This window comes from Variovorax jilinensis, from assembly GCF_030316885.1.
GTDB classification, from domain to species: Bacteria; Pseudomonadota; Gammaproteobacteria; order Burkholderiales; family Burkholderiaceae_C; genus Variovorax; species Variovorax jilinensis.
In genome coordinates, this window is sequence record NZ_JASZYQ010000006.1 from 59910 (window position 1) to 76020 (window position 16111).

Here is a 16111-nt window from a genome sequence, read left to right on the forward strand (position 1 = left end):
GGTTCGAATCGTCATGCAGCGCCGCGGTCTCTTCGGACTGCTCGGCACCGCGGCAGGTTGTCTAGCCGCGCCCCACGAAGGGCATGGCACTGGCCATCACGGTCATGTTCAGCACGTTGGCGCCGAGCGGCATCGCGGCGATATGCCGCACCGCGTCGGCCACGTGCTGCGCGTCCATCATGGGTTCGGGCGCGACGGTGCCGTTGGCCTGCAGAACCCCGCGCGTCATGCGTTCGGAGAGTTCGGTCAGCGCGTTGCCGATGTCGATCTGGCTGGCCACGATGTTGTAGGCCCGGCCGTCGAGCGCCAGTGACTTGGTGATGCCCGAGACCGCGTGCTTGCTGGCCGTGTAGGGCGCGGTGAAGGGGCGCGGCGTCTGCGCCGAGATCGAGCCGTTGTTGATGATGCGACCGCCCTGCGGCACCTGGCGGCGCATCAGCCCGAAGGCCGCACGTGCGCAGAGGAACACGCCGGTCACGTTGGTGTTCAGGACGTTGAACCATGTGTCCAGCGGCAGTTCGTCCATCGGCACTGCCGGTGCGTTGACGCCCGCATTGTTGAACAGCAGGTCCAGCCGGCCGAAGCGGCTGTCGATGGCGTCGAACAGACCCTGCACGCTTTCGGGCCGTGTCACGTCGGTAGGCACGGCGAGGGCTGTCTGGCCGCGGGCCTCGGCTTCGGCGGCCAGCGTCTGGAGTGGCTCGGCACGGCGGCCGGCCAGCACCACGGCCCAACCGTCACTGAGCAGGGCCAGGGCCACGGTGCGGCCGATGCCGCTGCCTGCGCCCGTGACCAGGGCGATCTTCCGGGGAGGGGTTGCGCTCAAGGGGAGTCTCCTGACAGGAATGGTTCGAACGGAGGGGCGGTCGGTGCGGCGCCGACCGTCATGGAGAAGCGGCCGATGCCGTCCACGCCGCCGGTGACGACATCGCCGGGCTGGAGCGAATCCACACCCACCGGCGTACCCGTGAAGACCAGGTCGCCAGGTGCGAGCGCCACCGAGCGCGACAGCATCGCCACCAGTTCAGGCACCGGCCACAGCAATTCCGACACATCCGCACGCTGGCGCTCGATGCCGTTCACGGCCAGCCACACGGCGCCTTGCCTCGGGTGCCCGCCTGTCGCGACCGGCACGATCGCGGTGCAAGGCGCCGAGTGATCGAAGGCCTTGGCTGGCTCCCAGGGGCCGCCGGCCCGCTTGGCCTGCTGCTGCAGGTCGCGCCGCGTGAGGTCGAGGCCCGCCGCATAGCCCCAGGCGTGATGCGCTTCGACCCGGGACGGCGCGATGTCGCGTCCGCCCCGGCCGATGGCCACGACCATCTCGATCTCGTGGCAGAAGTCGACAGTGCCCGGGGGATACGGCAACAGGCCCTGCGCCGGCACCACCGCGCTGGCAGGCTTCATGAACCAGGACGGCATCTCGCGCGGCCTGCCTGGCTCGTCTGCGCTCCAACGGTAGTTGCGGCCGATGCAGAACACGCGACCCACCGGGAAGACCATGGTGCTGCCCGCCACGGCCAAGGCGGTCGGTGCCGGCGCTGGGAATGCCAAGGAAACGCTCATGGTCAGGCGCGAGGCATTCAGGTGGTCAGGCTCATCGACGGGCGTGCCCCCGTGAGCGCCTGCGCGATACCGGCCAGCACCATCTCGCCCATGGCCGTACGGGTCTCCCATGTGGCGCTGGCGCGGTGGGCCTGCAGTGTCGCGCGGTCGGACTGGCGCAGGGCCAGGGGCACGCGCGGTTCGTCGACGAACACGTCCAGGCCCGCACCGGCGATGCGCCCGGCGGTCAGCGCAGCGGCCAGGTCGGGCTCGTTGACCAGGCGGCCCCGCGCCACGTTGACGAGGAAGCCGCGCGGACCCAGCGCATCGAGCACGGCCGCATCGACGATGCCTTCGGCCGAGTCGGCCGCCGCGCACAGCACCAGCGCGTCGGAGTCGCGTGCGAGTTCGATCAGCGACGGCACGAAGCGATGACCGACGTCGTCCATGGCGCGCAGGTCGGTGTAGCCGATCGGGCATCCGAAAGCGGCTGCGCGGGTTGCGACTGCGCGCCCTACCCGCCCCATGCCCACGATGCCGACGCGCATACCGCTGAAGCGGCGGGCCAGAGGAATCGCGCTGGGTTGCGGGAAGCGCTCCCACTGGCCGTCGCGCACGAAGCGGTCCCCAGCGCACAGGTTGCGGCAGGCTGCGATCAGGAGGCCTATGGCCAGGTCGGCCACGTCCTCGGTGAGCGCGCCCAGCGTGGCAGTGACTGGCAATCCGCGCTCGCGGCAGTAGGCAAGGTCGACCGCATCCGTGCCCACTCCGTTGACCGCCACCACCTTGAGGCCTGGCAACTGCTCGAGCATCGCGCGAGAAATGCCGGTGTGTCCGCCGGTGATGACGGCGGCAATGTCTGCGCCGTTCGCACGCAGCCATGCTTCGGGCTCGCTCATCTCGAAGTGCCTGTGCACGGTGTAGAGCGACGCCAGCGCGTCATTGATCGAGGGGATCAGTATCGGGTTGAGCTGCAGGACCTGGGGTTTCATGCCTGCATGCTAGTTATTGCTTGATCGTATCGTCAATATTGATGTATAAAATCAATATATAAAACTTTCCGTCCAACCCGCCATGGCTTCCTGGATTTCGATGAGCGAGGCCTGCGAGCGTCTCGGCGTGCAACCCCAGACGGTGTACGCCTACGTCAGTCGCGGCAAGCTCGAAGTCATGCCCGACCCGGCCGACACGCGCCGCAGCCTCTATCGCGCTGAAGACGTGGCCGGCCTGGCCAAGCGCAAGCAGGCGGGGCGCAAGCACGAGACGCTGGCCGCCAACACGCTCTTCGGCTCGGAGCCCAGCATTCCGACCGCCTTGTGCGCCTTCTTTCGCGGCCACCCCTACTACCGCGGCCAGGACGCCGTGAGCCTGGCGCGCTCTGCCACCCTCGAAGAGGTAGCCCGCCTGCTGTGGAATGCCGAACAGCCCGTCGACTTCTCCTCATCGACGCCGTTGAACGCGACCCCACCGGGACGCATCGCGGCGTTCACGGCCCTCGCCCACATGGCGGCCACCGGCCATTCGACGCGCGGCCGCCTCACACGGGTGCTTCACAACGAGAGCCAGGCACTGGTCGGCCAGGTCGCCAACGCGTTCGGCGCACGGCCGGGCCAGCAGGCTCTGCATCTGCGCTTCGCCAAGGGCTGGAAGCAATCGACCCACGTCGCGGAACTGCTGCGCACGGCCATGGTGCTGCTGGTCGACCATGAGCTGACCAGCTCCGCCTTCGCGGCGCGCATCGCGGCATCGACCGGCGCCTCGCTGCCTGCCTGCCTGCTGGCCGGGCTGACCACCTTGTCGGGACCCCTGCACGGCGATGCCTCGGGCCGCGTGCAGGCACTGTTCAGCGAGGTCGAGCGCCTCGGCGAAGAGCAGGTGGTGGCCCACTACCTCTCGACCGGCCTGCCCTTGGCCGGCTTCGGCCACCACATCTATCCGGACGGCGATCCGCGCGCGGCCGCGTTGCTCGCGATGTTCGAGCCGCCGCAAGTCATCGCCCGTTTCATCGAGAAGGTGACCCAGCTCACCGGCCTGCAGCCCAACATCGACGTGGCCCTGGCTGCGCTGGTTGCGCACCACCGGCTGCCCGCCGATGCTGCGTTCGGCCTGTTCGCGACGGCGCGCAGCGTGGGCCTGCTGGCCCACAGCCTCGAGCAGTTGAGCGTGGCGCAGGTGATCCGGCCACGCGGGCGCTATGTCGGGCCGGTGCCCGCACTCGCCGCGCGATCGACCGCTGCCTAGAATTTCCCCGGCAGTGCCTGACGGTTGCCATCGCCGATCGCGCTTCAGGTGCATCGGTGTCGTTCGTGATGTGCAGCATCCCGGCAGGTTCCGTGGACCGGCAGAGGTAGCATCGGTTTCTCGCTCGACGTCTTCCATCGAACCACCATGTCCGCCCTGCACCCGGCCACTGCGCGCTACAGCCCGATCGCGATGGCGCTGCACTGGCTCTTGGCACTCCTGATCCTGACGTCGTTCAGCGTCGGCCTCTACATGGCCGATCTGCCCTTCTCGCCGCTGCGCGTGCGGCTCTTCAACTTGCACAAGTGGGTGGGCATCACCATCCTCGCCCTCTCCGCCCTGCGCCTGCTCTGGCGCCTGGCCCACCGTCCACCGCCCCTGCCCGCTGCGATCGAACGCCGGATGTCGCTCTGGCAGCGCCACGCCCATCGCTTCACACTCACTGCGCTGTACCTGCTGTTCTTCGCCGTCCCGCTGCTGGGCTGGGCCTACAGCTCGGCATCGGGCTTCCCGATCGTTTGGTTCGGCCTGATGCAGCTACCCGATCTCGCGCCGGTCGACGTGGAATTGGCCCAGAACGTGCTGCTTCCTTTGCACCGAAGCAGCGCGTTCCTTCTCGCGGTCCTGGTCGTCATCCACACCGTGGGCGCGTTGAAGCATCATTTCATCGACCATGACGGCCTGCTGGCCCGCATGTGGCCGGCCCGGCGCCCAGAAAGCCCTTCATCATGAATCCGTTGCGTCTTGCGCTTGGCGTTGCTCTCGTCGTCTCCGCCGGGCTGTCGTTCGCGGATCCGCCGAAGACCGAGTTGCTGTCCGACAAGAGCCGCATCGGCTTCGTGACGAAGCAGATGGGCGTGCCGGTGGAAGGCAGGTTCGGCCGCTTCTCGGCGCAGGTCGCGTTCGATCCGCGCAGGCCCGAAGGCGGCAGCATCTCGCTTTCGATCGACACGGGCAGCGCGGCGCTCGGCATACCGCAGAGCGATGCCGAACTGCCCAGGCCGGCATGGCTGGATACTGCGAAGCACCCCTCGGCGAACTTCCGGTCCACCGCCATCAAGGGACTCGGCAACGGCCAGTTCGAGGTGGTGGGCAGGCTCACGATCAAGGGTGCGACCCAGGATGTTGTGGTGCCGGTGGCGATCACGCAGGCGCACGGCGAATCCGTCGCAAGCGGAAGCTTCACCCTCCAGCGCCTCGGCTTCAAGGTCGGCGAAGGCGAATGGACCGACACCTCGATGATCGCCAACGACGTCGAGGTCCGATTCAAGTTCACCCTGACGGGACTCGGACCGCTGTGAACCTCGCCCCACGACCTGCACTCACATCCCCATGAATCCCAATGCCTGCGCCAGCGCCCTGCTCCTCGTCCTCACCGCGGCGGCTCACGCGCAGGCACCTCTTCGGTCCGATTTCACGGCTCCGCCGATGGCCATGCTGCCGGCCGGCGGGCCAGTCAAGGGCGCGAGCTACACGATCGATCCGACCCACACCTTCGTCAACTACGAGATGGGTCACTACGGCACGACGACAAACCGAGGCCGTTTCAGCACGAGCGATGGATCGGTGCAGATCGACCCCACGGGCACGAGCGGCAAGGTCGACATCACCATGGACATGAGTTCCGTCAATACCGGGGTCGACCTTTTGAACCGGCATGTGCAGAGCAAGGACTTCTTCAATGTCGCGGCCTTTCCGACCGCCCGCTTCCAGTCTGACAGCATTGCATTCAACGGCGACAAGGTGACCGAGGTGGCCGGGACCCTCACACTGATGGGTCAGGCGCGGCCGGTCGTGCTGAAGGCCAGCCGTTTCAACTGCTACATGAATCCGCTGATCAAGCGCCAGGTCTGCGGCGGTGACTTCGAGACCACGGTCGAGCGAAGCCAATGGGGCATCCTCTGGGGCCTGAACTTCGGTTTCGAGGACAAGGTCCGGCTTCTGGTCCAGGTCGAGGCCATCAACCTCAAGCCTTGATCACAGGAAACTTTCCGGCGTCAGCGGCGCGAGGATCTCCAGCATCGTGCGGCTCCAGAAGTCGGAGTCGGGCTCCTCGGTCAGCACTTCCTGCCGCCCCGCAGGGCCGGTGACCCATTCGATCTCTTCCGTCCCTTCGGCGAAGCGAAGCCGGTACGAGCCTTGCTGCTTGAGCACATCGACCAGCTTGAGCGCCTGCTGCGCCATCTCGGGGCTCTGGATGAACAGGCCGATCTCGGTGTTGAGCGCATCGGAACGCGGGTCGAAGTTCATCGAACCGATGAACAGGATTCGCCGGTCGATTACCGCCGACTTGGCGTGCAGCCGTCCGACGGACGAACCGAACAGGCCCAGGCGCACACTGTCGCGCGTGCGAACCGAGCTGAGTTCATGGAGTTCCATGCCGAGCCGCAGCATGTCGGGCCGGTAGCGGCGGTAGGCGGTGTGAACCAACGGTTCGTCGGTGGCGGCCAGCGAGTTGGTGACGACGCTCATCTTCACGCCTCGCCCGTGCACCTCCTGCATCACCTCCAGTCCGCCCCTGCCCGGAATCAGGTAGGGCGAGGTGATGCTGACGTCGCTGCGCGCCCGGCGAATCTGCTCCATGACGTTGTAACGCACGCTGTCCACGTCGAGCAGGGGGACGCCGCCATAGGACGCGGTCTTTCCGACCACCCGGTCGGGGGAGTCGGCGTACGCCTCGGCACGGGCCTGGATCAGGTCGAGCCGGCCGCCCCGCAGGTCGTCCACGATCGGACCGTAGCCCAGCAGGTCGTTGGGTGCGGGCGGCGGCGGCGGCGGCGTGGAACCCGGGCCGGTCATCGCCTCGAACGCGGCCTGCAGCTCCTCGCGCGGTACATCGCTCTTGACGACGGCATGCAGCGGCAGAACGTACTCGCTGTTCCAGTACTGGTCGAACAGGCTGCCGAGGCGCGGCAGAAGCGCACCGGCCACGAAGGTGTCGAGGTCCAGGAAGTTGGGCCCGGCCGTGCGCGCGAAGTACTGGTTGCCGATGTTGCGTCCGCCCGCCACGGCCATCGCGCCATCGGCGATGAACAACTTGTTGTGCATGCGCCGCTGCACCCGGTCGAAGTGGAAAAGTGACGCTGCGAAGCGATTGCCGAGGCTGTCACGTCCCGCGGGGAAGGGATTGAACAGGCGGATCTCCAGGTTCGGCGTGGCAGCCAGGCCGAGCAGCAGCTTGTCCTCGCCCGAGGTGTACAGATCGTCCATCAGGAGCCGCACACGCACTCCGCGCAGGGCCGCGTCGCGCAGCGTCCGGAGGAAGTAGCGGCCCGTCTCGTCGTTCTCGATGTGGTAGTACTGCACGTCGAGCGTTCGTTCGGCGCGGCGTGCGAGTTCCAGCCGGGTGCTCAACGCGTAGTCGCCGCCGGGCATGAGCCTGAATCCGCTCAGGTCTGGATCGGGCGCGGCCGCTTGCGCCAGTCGGCCCAGCGTGGTGTCGGCGGATGCGCGCAGGGCTTTCGACGGAGGACCGGCAAGCCCGTCGGGCAGCGATGCGCAACCCGAGACGAGCCAGATGCACAGACAAAGGATGCCCGGCAGGATTCGTTTGTGGAGGAGCATCCGACCCTGGGCGATGCAAGCTGACTCGGGCAAGATGACAAGGCTCCGTTCGATCAAAGGCAGCAGACCCGACAAGTGGGTTCGCTTCGCCCCGAAGAATAAGGGCCAACGTCGGGAACGGGCTGGTGCAGCCTCGAAAAAGGAAGGCTTCCGATCTTCATGCGCAGCAATGCTGGACGATCGGGGGAGTCGGTTGCGAACTACCTCAGGCTCCGCCGATCTGCCAAATATGCAAATGCGAAATGCTTCGTTGATGCGTTTGTGCGAGCTTCGTAGAGTGCCGGGGCCTGGGCGGCCATGCCCGCCCTTGCGTCGAGCTTCCCGATCGCCCCGTGAATTGGCTGGTTCCCTATCCCGTCGGCGGCGGCGTCGTCGGCATCGTGGCCCCTATCGTGGCCGATAGCGTCGCTGCTCAATGGGGCCAGCCGGTCGTCGTCGGGAACCGAGCGGGCGCGAACGGCAGCATCGGCGCGGACGCCGTGAAGAACTCCAAGGCTGATGGCTACACGGACTGGTAGGTTCGAGGTTCGTCGTGATCAATCCGCTGATCGACCGCACCGCACGCTTCACGTCAAGGGACTTCGAGCCGATCGCCGCCATTGGCGATTGCATGCCGCGTCCCAAGCCTTTGACGGCCCTCGATCGACAGCAAATCCGGCAGGCATTCACCACCGTTCATTCAACTTGTCTCTGGTGCCTATTCACCATGGAACATCTAGCATCCATGCGGCTTTCCGCCTTGTTCATGGTGTCTGCATGGTGAGCAATAAGCATCGCGCGAGCGAATAAATCGTTATATATCAACGACTTAGCCACCCCGCCGGGGGTGCGTTCTGTGTATTGAGGTTTAGGGCCTGTTAAGGACCTAAATCTCTCCTTTGAAGGACGTCCAGATCACGCAGGCCGAAGGCCGTTGGACAGCAAACGTCCGATAACTGAAAGAACATCTCAAGATGACGGCAAAAACGAAACAGAAAACGAAGAATTAATAGACTCAATGCAAGCATGTCATGAACTGAAGACGAACAGAAGTCCGACGAATCATGAACAAAACCAATACATCAGGCGAGGCAACTGGTGCGTGGCAAGCACGCGTGTCGAGCAGAAGGTGGAGGCGTCGCGCAAGCTCGGTTGGTTCGAGGGCCACGGCGAGTTCACGAACGACCTCGGCGGCGTGGCGTTGCCGGTGGCGCTGCCCGATCGCCAAGTGCGCGGTGCTGGTGGCGGGGCCGATGACCCGGATCTAACATCGCGTCGAGGAGTTCGTGCGGATCATGCAAGGCGCGCTCGCACGGCATTTGTCGACGTAGGCGCCGAGCCCCCGAGTCAGGCGGGTGGGTCGGCTGCCGCGAAGCAGGGGCACCGCCCGGGGCGGCGGTGTCGCGGTGTCTTCCTACTCCAAGACGACGGATCTTCCGCCGCGCGCGAGAAAGCGGACGACGGATGGTTGTACCTGCGTTTCGGTTGAACCTGCCTTTCCAACCTAGAGGGTGAGCATGAAACGAGAGTCTTCCACCTGCCCCGCCGGCTCCCGCGTGCATCGCGCCTGCAGGACGCTCGTTCTCGGGCTTGCCATGGCGCTGGCCGGATGTGCTTCGCCGCCACCACAGCGCTGGAGCGAGTGGGTCGATCCGGGGCTGGGCCCGAATTCCGGCCTCTTGCGCGGTGCGCCGGTCCTGGTCGCCTGCGACACCTTCGATCTTCTGATGCGCCCACCCTGCGAAAGCGACCTGACCCAGGCACTCGCAGAACGCGGCGTGCGTCCGATCGTGGCACCCGGAACCACGCCATTCAGCCCGCGAGAGACCGATCCGCAGATGGCGTCCAGCGCCACGAGCCTCGGTGCCAACGCGATCTTCATCCTGACGCTTGCGCCTGCGGCGAGTTCCGGCGGCTGGGGTGGCTCGGGCATGGCCATCGGCATCGGCGGCTTCAGCGGCGGGCGCAACAGTGGCGTTGGTGTGGGTCTGAGCGCACCGATCGGTGGCGGCGCATGGGGAGGCGGGGGCGCCACCGGATTTTCTGCGACCGGACGTGTCATCGACGTGCGGACGGGCCGGATGGTGTGGAGCAGCACCTTCGTGGCCTCGCCGTCTTCCGACGTCGGCGGGCAGGTCAGGGGGTTGATGCGCAATGTCCTGGATTCCGCCCAGGCCGCGGGTGTGCTCTAGGGGCCTGCCAGGGGCGCTAACGCTTCTCCTTGACGAAGCCCGCGGCGTTCTCGTCGGTGCCCGGGATTCCTTCGTCGGAATGCGGGTTGCCGGGCTCCGGGTCGGTGGGGAACTCCGGCTCGACCGGCAACTGCGCGGGATCGTCGTCGGAAGGAATCTTGGGATGGGGCATGGAGGTCTCCTTTGCGATCAAGTTAACGCCAGGCCGACCCGACGTCTGTAGGAGGGGCACCGGTCCGCGACCCTGCGGGCTCAGATGGCGGCAACGCTTCCTGTCACCGGCAGCACGATGCCGGTGATGTAGCCGGCGCATGCCGGCGCGGCCAGGAAGACGAAGGCCGGCGACAACTCTTCGGGCTGGGCCACGCGCTTGAAGTCCGTCTCCTTGCCGAACTTCCGGACATCGGCCGGCATCTTGTCGGCAGGGTTCAGGGGGGTCCAGACCGGACCGGGCGCGACCGCGTTCACGCGGATGCCGCGGTCGATCACATTCAACGCGAGGGCTTTAGTGAACGCGTGGATCGCGCCCTTGGTCGCGGAATAGTCGATCAGGTTGCGGCTGCCCTGCAGGCCGGTGCGAGAGCCCGTGTTGATGATCGACCCGCCGGCCGGAAGGTGCGGCAGCGCAGCGCGCGCCATCCGCATGTAGCCGCCGATGTTGGTCTGCAGCGTCAGGTCGAGCCGCTCGTCGTCGATGTCCTCCAGTGCCTCCGCGTGCATCTGGAACGCGGCATTGTTGACGAGGATGTCGAGGTGGCCGAAGGCCTTGACCGTCTTGTCGACAGCACGCTGGCAGAAGGCCGAACGTCGCACGTCGCCCGGGATCAGAAGGCAACGCCGGCCCTCGGCCTCCACCGCGGCCTGGGTGGCTTTCGCGTCGGCATGTTCGTCGAGGTACACGATCGCCACGTCCGCACCTTCCCGGGCAAACAGCACCGCCACCGCGCGCCCGATTCCCGAGTCGCCACCCGTGACGATCGCGGCCATGCCTGCCAGCTTGCCGCTGCCCACGTAGCCGGGCGCCGCAAAGCGAGGCTTGAGCTTCAGGTCTGCTTCCAGTCCGGGCTTGGCAAGTTGCTCGGCCGGCTGGCGGCTCGGTTGAACCCGGACGCCTGCCTGCACGGCGCGGGTGGTTTTTCGTGCCGGTGCTGCGTTCGCATCCGCGCGTCGCTGCGCGCGCTGGATGTCCTGGTGCTTGCGCACGAGGGCGTTCGCCGATCGGGGCGGCTTCGACTTGCTGGTGGCCATGGAAGAACCTCGTGGACAACGAAGCACGGATCGTAGGCAGCGCCGACGTCGCGCCGTGTAGGCGCTGTTCGATGAAAGCCGCACTCCCGGCCACCGCGACCTCCGGTCGGATCCGGACAGCCTTGCACTTCCCCGCCCAGTGCCGGGCCCGCGCTGCCCGATCGACGCGTGCAGCGCCGGCCGGCCCTCAGTCGACGATCAGGCGGGTCTTCCCCTGGCACGTCCGAGGCGCGACGGTCTGCGCCGTCTGCAGGCAGAGGCTCAGGTTCCAGACGCCGGCAGACCACGGCCCGGCCACCTCCACCGTCCTTGTCTGCATGGCACCACTGGCGAGCGCCGGAACGTCGACGGTGCCGATCGTCATCGCGAGGCCGGCGCTGGATTCGCTGCTGGCGAGGATGCTGAATTCGTAGCTGCGCGGAGGGCCCGAGCGCGCCAGACTGCGCAGCGAGACCTGCATCTGAAACGCACCATTGACCGGTACGCGAGGCGGCACCACGACCTTCTCGATCAGAAAGAGCTTCTCGGCAGAACGCGCGGCCCTGGCGCGTCCTGCCGATGCCGGCGGGGATGCCTCGTCTGCGCCTCGAGGTGGATCGAGTGTCGTCTCGGGCGTCCAGTATTCGGGCCGCATCGGAAGCGGGTCCGCCGCGACGGCGGCAACGCTCCAGCCCAGGAACATGACGCCCATCCATCCACGAAGACAGCGGTCGAAGGTCTGGTCGAGTTTCATGCTGCTCCCTTGCCGGGTCGCGACTGCCAAGCGCCGGAGTGGAAACCATAGGGCATTCGGGCCGGCCGAGCCGGAATAGCCATCGCGGCCACATGTGCATGGCCCTGCGTTGCAGGCCTTCAGTCCTCGATCCAGGCCAGACTCCGTTTGCCGATGGCCTCGGCCAGGCCGCGCAGCCGCACCGAATAGCGAGTCTTCAGGTCGCGCGCAGACACGGCATCCTTCGGGAAGATCATGTTGATCGCGGCCAGCAGCCGGTCGCCGCTCAGCACAGGCACGGCGATGGCAGCGAACTGTGGCTCCAGCACCCATTCGCCTTCATTGACCGCATAGCCGCGAAGCCGGGTCTCCCGGATCATGCGGTTGATCCGGCGCCGATCCCGTGCCATGGCACCCATGGCGTCGTCGCGCTCCCCGAGCAGCTTCAGCAGCGCCTCGAGTTCCTCGTCGGAACACGCGGCAAGGTAGGCGCGGCCGACCGCCGTGATGAACAGCGGCAGCTTCTGCCCCAGGCGCGCATGGTGTTGCGACAGCGTGCTCCAGCGGTGGGTCGACTCGCGCACCACCATGAATCCGCCTTCGATGGTCGCTATGTCGCACGGCCACAGCAGGTCCTTGACCGACGCATGCATGAGCGGCGTCGCCACCTGCGACACCCACGCCTCGTCGGCAAAGCCCTCGCTCAGGCGCCGCACCTCGAAGGTCAGGTAGTACTGGCCATCGCGCTCGCCGTGGCGAACCAGGCCGGCCGCCCGAAGCGTTTCCATCAGGCGCTTGACGGTGGTCCGGTGCATGCCGCAGGCCTTGCCCAGGTCGGTGGTGGTCGCGATGCCGCCCGGCGCGGCGTTGAGCACCTTGAGAAGCTCGATGCCCCGGGTGAGTCCGCGCACTTCCTTGTAGGGGGTGGACAAGTCGGTTTCTCCGGCCGGCAAGGCGGCGCAACGGGTTTCTACCAGCACCATGGTGCACCTGGTGCACTCAGTTTACGTCGCTCGGTCCGTGCGTGAACATCCCGGCAGAAGGAGACAGGAAGAATGCCCCACGCCGCGACGCAGAGCCTCTGGCAGAACCTCAACCGCACGCCGTTCTCGCAAGGATGGTTCGACGCCAAGGGCATCCGCACGCGCTACCTGCAGGCGGGAGAACGCTCGCACCCTCCCCTGATCCTCCTGCATGGCGTCGGCGGCCATGCGGAGGCCTACGCCCGCAACCTGCGCGTGCACGGGCGCTTCTTCGACACCTGGTCGATCGACCTGATCGGCCACGGCTGGACCGACAAGCCCGATCATCCATACGAGATCCATCACTACGTCGATCACGTGCTGCGCTTCATGGATGCGCAGGGCTGGGACAGGGCGCGGATCAGCGGCGAATCGCTGGGCGGCTGGGTGGCCTCGCGCATGGCTGCCAGCCACCCCGACCGCGTGGAACGGGTCGTGCTCAACACCGCGGGCGGCTCCCGCGCCGAGCCGACCGTGATGCAGCGCATCAAGAGCCTCTCGATGCGCGCCGCGGAAGATCCGAGCTGGGAATTCATCAAGGCGCGCGTCGAATGGCTCATGGCCCACCCGGAGCACGCGACGGACGACCTGATCGCCTGCCGGCAGGCCATCTACTCGCAGCCCGGTTTCAGGCAGGCGATGGCCAATGCCATGGTGCTGCAGGACATGGAGGTGCGAACGAGGAATCTCATCACGCCGGAAGACTACGCCCGCATCGAGGCGCCAGCGCTGGTGCTCTGGACCTCACACGATCCGACCGCGGACGTCTCCGAGGGACGCCGGATCTCCGAGATGATTCCCGGCGCCCGCTTCGTCGTGATGCAGGACTGCGGGCACTGGCCGCAGTGGGAGGACGTCGAGACCTTCGATCGCCTGCACGTCAATTTTCTGCTGGGCCGCGAGCTTTCCACGGCCCTCGATCCCTGAGGCCGGCACCGATGACGGCCGACATGCCCTGGGAGGTGGTGATCGCGGGCGCGGGCCCGACCGGCCTCACCCTGGCCAACCATCTCGGCGCGCTGGGTGTGCGTACGCTGGTGCTGGAGATGCTGCCCGAGCTGATCGACTATCCCCGTGGCGTCGGCATGGACGACGAATCGCTTCGCAGCTTCCAGGCCGTGGGGCTGGCCGAACCCGTGCGCCGGCACACCGTGCCCAACCAGGCGATGCGCTTCGTCGATCGACGGGGGCGTCTGCTGGTGTCGATCAATCCCCTCGCCCAGCCCTTCGGCTGGCCCCGCCGCAGCGGATTCATTCAGCCACTGGTCGATCGCGAGCTGGCCCGGGGGCTGGCGCGATTTCCGAACGTGAGCCTGTCGTTCAATCGCAAGGTTCGAGGCTACGTCGACGACGGCGGCCAGGTGCGGATCAGCGTGCAGCCGACCGACGCGCAGGGCGGGGACGAGGGTCCGCCACAGGAGCTTCGTGCGCGTTTCCTCGTCGGTTGCGATGGCGGTCGCAGCCCGGTGCGCGCCATGATGCAGCTCGGGTTCGAGGGCAAGAGCGAATCGACCCGGTGGCTGGTCATCGACCTCGCCAACGATCCCATCGGCAAGCCCAACGTCACCCTGGTGCTGCGGGACGACTTTCCCTATGTGGAGATCGCGCTGCCTCACGGTGTCAGGCGCTATGAGTTCCTGGTCCCTTCCGACGAGGAAGAAGGCGCCTACGAGAGCCTCGAGGCGATCCATCGACTCCTTCACCGCGTGCTGCCCGCGCATGTCAGGCCCGACGTGATCCGGCACCGCGTGTACACGCACCACGCCCGCATCGCGCCCACCTTCGGCAAGGGCAATGTGTTTCTCGCGGGGGATGCCGCACACCTCATGCCGGTCTGGCAGGGCCAGGGCTTCAACACCGGCATCCGGGATGCAACCAACCTGGCATGGAAACTGGCCCTGGCGGCGCGGCATGGCACCGGCACCCGACTGCTCGAGAGCTACACGCTGGAGCGCCATGCCCATGCGGCGGCCATGATCGACCTGTCCGTGCTGGTGGGGAAGATCTTCGTGCCGGCGAACTCGGGCTTGCGCATCCTTCGAAACATCGCCGCGCCGTGGATATCGCGAATCCCGCCGTTGCGGGACTATGTCGCGCAGATGCGCTTCAAGCCGATGCCCTTCTTCGAGCAAGGCGCGGTGGTGCATGGCAAGGGCTTGCGTCGCGATGGCCCCGTTGGCCGGATGTTCGGCCAGCCATGGGTCATGAATCCAGGCGGCGATGCCGCGCGCTTCGACGATGTCGTGGGCCTGCGCTTCGCGCTCGTCAGCTGGAGCGTGAACGTCGATGCCTGGATCGATGCGGCGTCGCGCCGAGTCCTCGATGCATTGCAGGCCGTGCCGATCGTCGTGCGCCCGGCCTGCCAGGACCTGACGAGAGACCTGCCGGCCGGGGGGCAGGTCGTCGCGGACCGGGACGGCGACTTCAGGCGCTGGTTCGACGCCGCACCCGGCTCGGTCATGGTGCTCCGGCCGGACCGGATCGTTGCCGCCGTGTGCATGCCTTTCGAACTCGATGCCACGCTGCGGGCATTGGCCGAGGCGCTCGGACTGCGTGCCGGAGACGCAAGCGCCCGTGCCCCCGTGGCCTCCACGGCCGTGCCGATACCGGAGCCGGGCACATGAACGCGATCAGGGGCGCACGTGCATTCCTCGGCATGTCCCACACGCCGCTGCTGGGGCTCGCAACCCTCGACGAGCCGGTGGAGCGCGAACTGCTCGGCGCCATTGCAAACGTGCGGGAGCACGTGCTGCAATGGGCACCGGACCGCATCGTGCTGATCGGCCCGGATCACTACAACGGCTTCTTCAACGAGCTGATGCCCGCCTTCTGCATCGGCAGCGAGGCCGCATCCGTCGGTGACTACCTCATGCCCGCCGGCCCGCTGAACGTCGATGCTGCGATCGCACTCGCCATCGCGGATTTCCTCATGGACGAGGGCTTCGATCCGGCCGTGTCCCGCCGCATGCGTGTCGACCACGGCTTCGTGCAGCCGCTCCAGTTCGTGTGGGGCGGTCTGGACACGCCGCCGGTTATCCCGCTGTTCATCAATGCGGTGGCGCCCCCGACCATTCCGCGCGTGCGCCGCTGCCGCCGGCTGGGGCTCGCGCTCGGCCGCTTCATCGATCGGCTGCCGGGCCGCACCTTGCTGCTGGCGTCCGGAGGCCTTTCGCACGAGCCGCCCGTGCCGACGCTGGCGCATCCGGACCCGCAGGTGCGCGAGCGCATCACCATCCGGGCCGAGCAAAGCGACGAGATGCGCCGGGCCAAGACTGCGCGGGTGCTGGCCGCAGGCTTGGCTCTGGCGGCCGGGGATGCCGGAATGAAGCCCCTGAATGCCGCGTGGGACCGGCGATGGATGGACGCGATCGAGCATGGCCGGCTGGCCGAGCTGGAGGCGCTCAGCGAGCATTCGATCTCGGAGGAAGCGGGCCTCTCGGCCCACGAGTCGAAGACCTGGCTCGTGGGCCGCGCCGCGCTGGGCGAAGGAATTCGAGGCGCCCGTTTCCGGCACTACCAGGCGATCGACGAGCTGATCGCGGGCTATGGCCTCATGTTCATCGACGGCGCTGACCCGCAATAGCCGGTGGCGAATGGACGAGATGCGTCCG

Annotated in this window: 18 protein-coding genes; 10 read left to right on the forward strand and 8 right to left on the reverse strand. The window is 67.0% G+C overall.

Annotated features, from left to right (window positions below):
• Window positions 1-61: 61 nt before the first annotated feature.
• The 3 genes from QTH87_RS20625 to QTH87_RS20635 are packed head-to-tail and all read right to left on the reverse strand — an operon-like array spanning window position 62 to window position 2534.
• A complete protein-coding gene (locus QTH87_RS20625) occupies window positions 62-826 on the reverse strand; it encodes an SDR family oxidoreductase (protein ID WP_286611906.1) in 765 nt (254 codons plus the stop codon).
• Window positions 823-1563, reverse strand: coding sequence for a fumarylacetoacetate hydrolase family protein (locus QTH87_RS20630; RefSeq protein ID WP_286611907.1), 741 nt, complete (start codon window positions 1561-1563; stop codon window positions 823-825). The genes QTH87_RS20625 and QTH87_RS20630 overlap by 4 nt, the downstream gene beginning before the upstream one ends.
• Before the next feature lie 17 nt (window positions 1564-1580).
• Complete coding sequence (locus tag QTH87_RS20635; RefSeq protein ID WP_286611908.1) at window positions 1581-2534, reverse strand: 2-hydroxyacid dehydrogenase; 954 nt, start codon at window positions 2532-2534, stop codon at window positions 1581-1583.
• Window positions 2535-2616: 82 nt separating this feature from the next.
• On the opposite strand from QTH87_RS20635, the gene QTH87_RS20640 reads away from it, so the two are divergent.
• The 4 genes from QTH87_RS20640 (at window position 2617) to QTH87_RS20655 (ending at window position 5760) form a co-directional block, all read left to right on the forward strand.
• Window positions 2617-3783 carry a citrate/2-methylcitrate synthase gene (locus QTH87_RS20640; RefSeq protein WP_286611909.1) on the forward strand — a complete coding sequence of 389 codons (1167 nt, stop codon included), beginning with the start codon at window positions 2617-2619 and terminating at the stop codon, window positions 3781-3783.
• Between the two features lie 147 nt (window positions 3784-3930).
• A complete protein-coding gene (locus QTH87_RS20645) occupies window positions 3931-4515 on the forward strand; it encodes a cytochrome b (RefSeq protein ID WP_286611910.1) in 585 nt (194 codons plus the stop codon).
• The gene (locus QTH87_RS20650) at window positions 4512-5084 is read left to right on the forward strand and encodes a YceI family protein (RefSeq protein WP_286611912.1); all 573 of its coding nucleotides are present in this window, start codon (window positions 4512-4514) and stop codon (window positions 5082-5084) included. Before QTH87_RS20645 ends, QTH87_RS20650 begins: the two co-directional genes overlap by 4 nt.
• Before the next feature lie 31 nt (window positions 5085-5115).
• Window positions 5116-5760 carry a YceI family protein gene (locus QTH87_RS20655; RefSeq protein ID WP_286611913.1) on the forward strand — a complete coding sequence of 215 codons (645 nt, stop codon included), beginning with the start codon at window positions 5116-5118 and terminating at the stop codon, window positions 5758-5760.
• Here QTH87_RS20655 and QTH87_RS20660 read toward each other — a convergent pair whose 3' ends face one another.
• A complete protein-coding gene (locus tag QTH87_RS20660) occupies window positions 5761-7347 on the reverse strand; it encodes a phospholipase D family protein (RefSeq protein ID WP_286611914.1) in 1587 nt (528 codons plus the stop codon).
• A 332-nt stretch (window positions 7348-7679) separates the two neighbouring features.
• On the opposite strand from QTH87_RS20660, the gene QTH87_RS20665 reads away from it, so the two are divergent.
• From QTH87_RS20665 to QTH87_RS20675, 3 genes are all read left to right on the forward strand, one after another.
• Window positions 7680-7865 (forward strand): tripartite tricarboxylate transporter substrate-binding protein, encoded by a 186-nt coding sequence (locus tag QTH87_RS20665; protein WP_286611916.1) that lies wholly within the window; start codon window positions 7680-7682, stop codon window positions 7863-7865.
• Between the two features lie 14 nt (window positions 7866-7879).
• Window positions 7880-8110 (forward strand): hypothetical protein, encoded by a 231-nt coding sequence (locus tag QTH87_RS20670; protein ID WP_286611918.1) that lies wholly within the window; start codon window positions 7880-7882, stop codon window positions 8108-8110.
• An 811-nt stretch (window positions 8111-8921) separates the two neighbouring features.
• A complete protein-coding gene (locus QTH87_RS20675; RefSeq protein WP_286611920.1) occupies window positions 8922-9518 on the forward strand; it encodes a hypothetical protein in 597 nt (198 codons plus the stop codon).
• Between the two features lie 16 nt (window positions 9519-9534).
• Here the strand turns inward: QTH87_RS20675 and QTH87_RS20680 are convergent, their stop codons facing one another.
• The 4 genes from QTH87_RS20680 to QTH87_RS20695 all read right to left on the reverse strand — a co-directional run bounded on the left by QTH87_RS20680 (window position 9535) and on the right by QTH87_RS20695 (window position 12410).
• Window positions 9535-9690, reverse strand: a complete 156-nt coding sequence (locus QTH87_RS20680) for a hypothetical protein (protein WP_286611921.1) — start codon at window positions 9688-9690, stop codon at window positions 9535-9537.
• An 80-nt stretch (window positions 9691-9770) separates the two neighbouring features.
• Window positions 9771-10766 carry an SDR family oxidoreductase gene (locus QTH87_RS20685; protein WP_286611922.1) on the reverse strand — a complete coding sequence of 332 codons (996 nt, stop codon included), beginning with the start codon at window positions 10764-10766 and terminating at the stop codon, window positions 9771-9773.
• 187 nt (window positions 10767-10953) lie between these two features.
• The gene (locus QTH87_RS20690; protein WP_286611923.1) at window positions 10954-11499 is read right to left on the reverse strand and encodes a hypothetical protein; all 546 of its coding nucleotides are present in this window, start codon (window positions 11497-11499) and stop codon (window positions 10954-10956) included.
• A 119-nt stretch (window positions 11500-11618) separates the two neighbouring features.
• A complete protein-coding gene (locus tag QTH87_RS20695; RefSeq protein ID WP_286611924.1) occupies window positions 11619-12410 on the reverse strand; it encodes a DNA-binding transcriptional regulator in 792 nt (263 codons plus the stop codon).
• Window positions 12411-12533: 123 nt separating this feature from the next.
• Here QTH87_RS20695 and QTH87_RS20700 point away from each other — a divergent pair, with 123 nt between their 5' ends.
• Genes QTH87_RS20700 through QTH87_RS20710 form a run of 3 tightly spaced genes read left to right on the forward strand, consistent with a single transcriptional unit; the run spans window position 12534 to window position 16083 of the window.
• Window positions 12534-13427, forward strand: a complete 894-nt coding sequence (locus QTH87_RS20700) for an alpha/beta fold hydrolase (protein ID WP_286611925.1) — start codon at window positions 12534-12536, stop codon at window positions 13425-13427.
• A gap of 11 nt (window positions 13428-13438) precedes the next feature.
• Window positions 13439-15124 carry a bifunctional 3-(3-hydroxy-phenyl)propionate/3-hydroxycinnamic acid hydroxylase MhpA gene (gene mhpA, locus QTH87_RS20705; RefSeq protein WP_286611926.1) on the forward strand — a complete coding sequence of 562 codons (1686 nt, stop codon included), beginning with the start codon at window positions 13439-13441 and terminating at the stop codon, window positions 15122-15124.
• Window positions 15121-16083, forward strand: a complete 963-nt coding sequence (locus QTH87_RS20710; RefSeq protein ID WP_286611927.1) for a 3-carboxyethylcatechol 2,3-dioxygenase — start codon at window positions 15121-15123, stop codon at window positions 16081-16083. Before mhpA ends, QTH87_RS20710 begins: the two co-directional genes overlap by 4 nt.
• Window positions 16084-16111: the final 28 nt, after the last annotated feature.

Bases quoted from the DNA above. Each gene is read 5' to 3' on its own strand.
- QTH87_RS20630 (WP_286611907.1), bottom strand. From the start codon at position 1,563: ATGAGCGTTTCCTTGGCATTCCCAGCGCCGGCACCGACCGCCTTGGCC.
- QTH87_RS20635 (WP_286611908.1), bottom strand. From the start codon at position 2,534: ATGAAACCCCAGGTCCTGCAGCTCAACCCGATACTGATCCCCTCGATC.
- QTH87_RS20640 (WP_286611909.1), top strand. From the start codon at position 2,617: ATGGCTTCCTGGATTTCGATGAGCGAGGCCTGCGAGCGTCTCGGCGTG.
- QTH87_RS20645 (WP_286611910.1), top strand. From the start codon at position 3,931: ATGTCCGCCCTGCACCCGGCCACTGCGCGCTACAGCCCGATCGCGATG.
- QTH87_RS20650 (WP_286611912.1), top strand. From the start codon at position 4,512: ATGAATCCGTTGCGTCTTGCGCTTGGCGTTGCTCTCGTCGTCTCCGCC.
- QTH87_RS20655 (WP_286611913.1), top strand. From the start codon at position 5,116: ATGAATCCCAATGCCTGCGCCAGCGCCCTGCTCCTCGTCCTCACCGCG.
- QTH87_RS20660 (WP_286611914.1), bottom strand. From the start codon at position 7,347: ATGCTCCTCCACAAACGAATCCTGCCGGGCATCCTTTGTCTGTGCATC.
- QTH87_RS20675 (WP_286611920.1), top strand. From the start codon at position 8,922: ATGGCGCTGGCCGGATGTGCTTCGCCGCCACCACAGCGCTGGAGCGAG.
- QTH87_RS20680 (WP_286611921.1), bottom strand. From the start codon at position 9,690: ATGCCCCATCCCAAGATTCCTTCCGACGACGATCCCGCGCAGTTGCCG.
- QTH87_RS20685 (WP_286611922.1), bottom strand. From the start codon at position 10,766: ATGGCCACCAGCAAGTCGAAGCCGCCCCGATCGGCGAACGCCCTCGTG.
- QTH87_RS20690 (WP_286611923.1), bottom strand. From the start codon at position 11,499: ATGAAACTCGACCAGACCTTCGACCGCTGTCTTCGTGGATGGATGGGC.
- QTH87_RS20700 (WP_286611925.1), top strand. From the start codon at position 12,534: ATGCCCCACGCCGCGACGCAGAGCCTCTGGCAGAACCTCAACCGCACG.
- mhpA (WP_286611926.1), top strand. From the start codon at position 13,439: ATGACGGCCGACATGCCCTGGGAGGTGGTGATCGCGGGCGCGGGCCCG.
- QTH87_RS20710 (WP_286611927.1), top strand. From the start codon at position 15,121: ATGAACGCGATCAGGGGCGCACGTGCATTCCTCGGCATGTCCCACACG.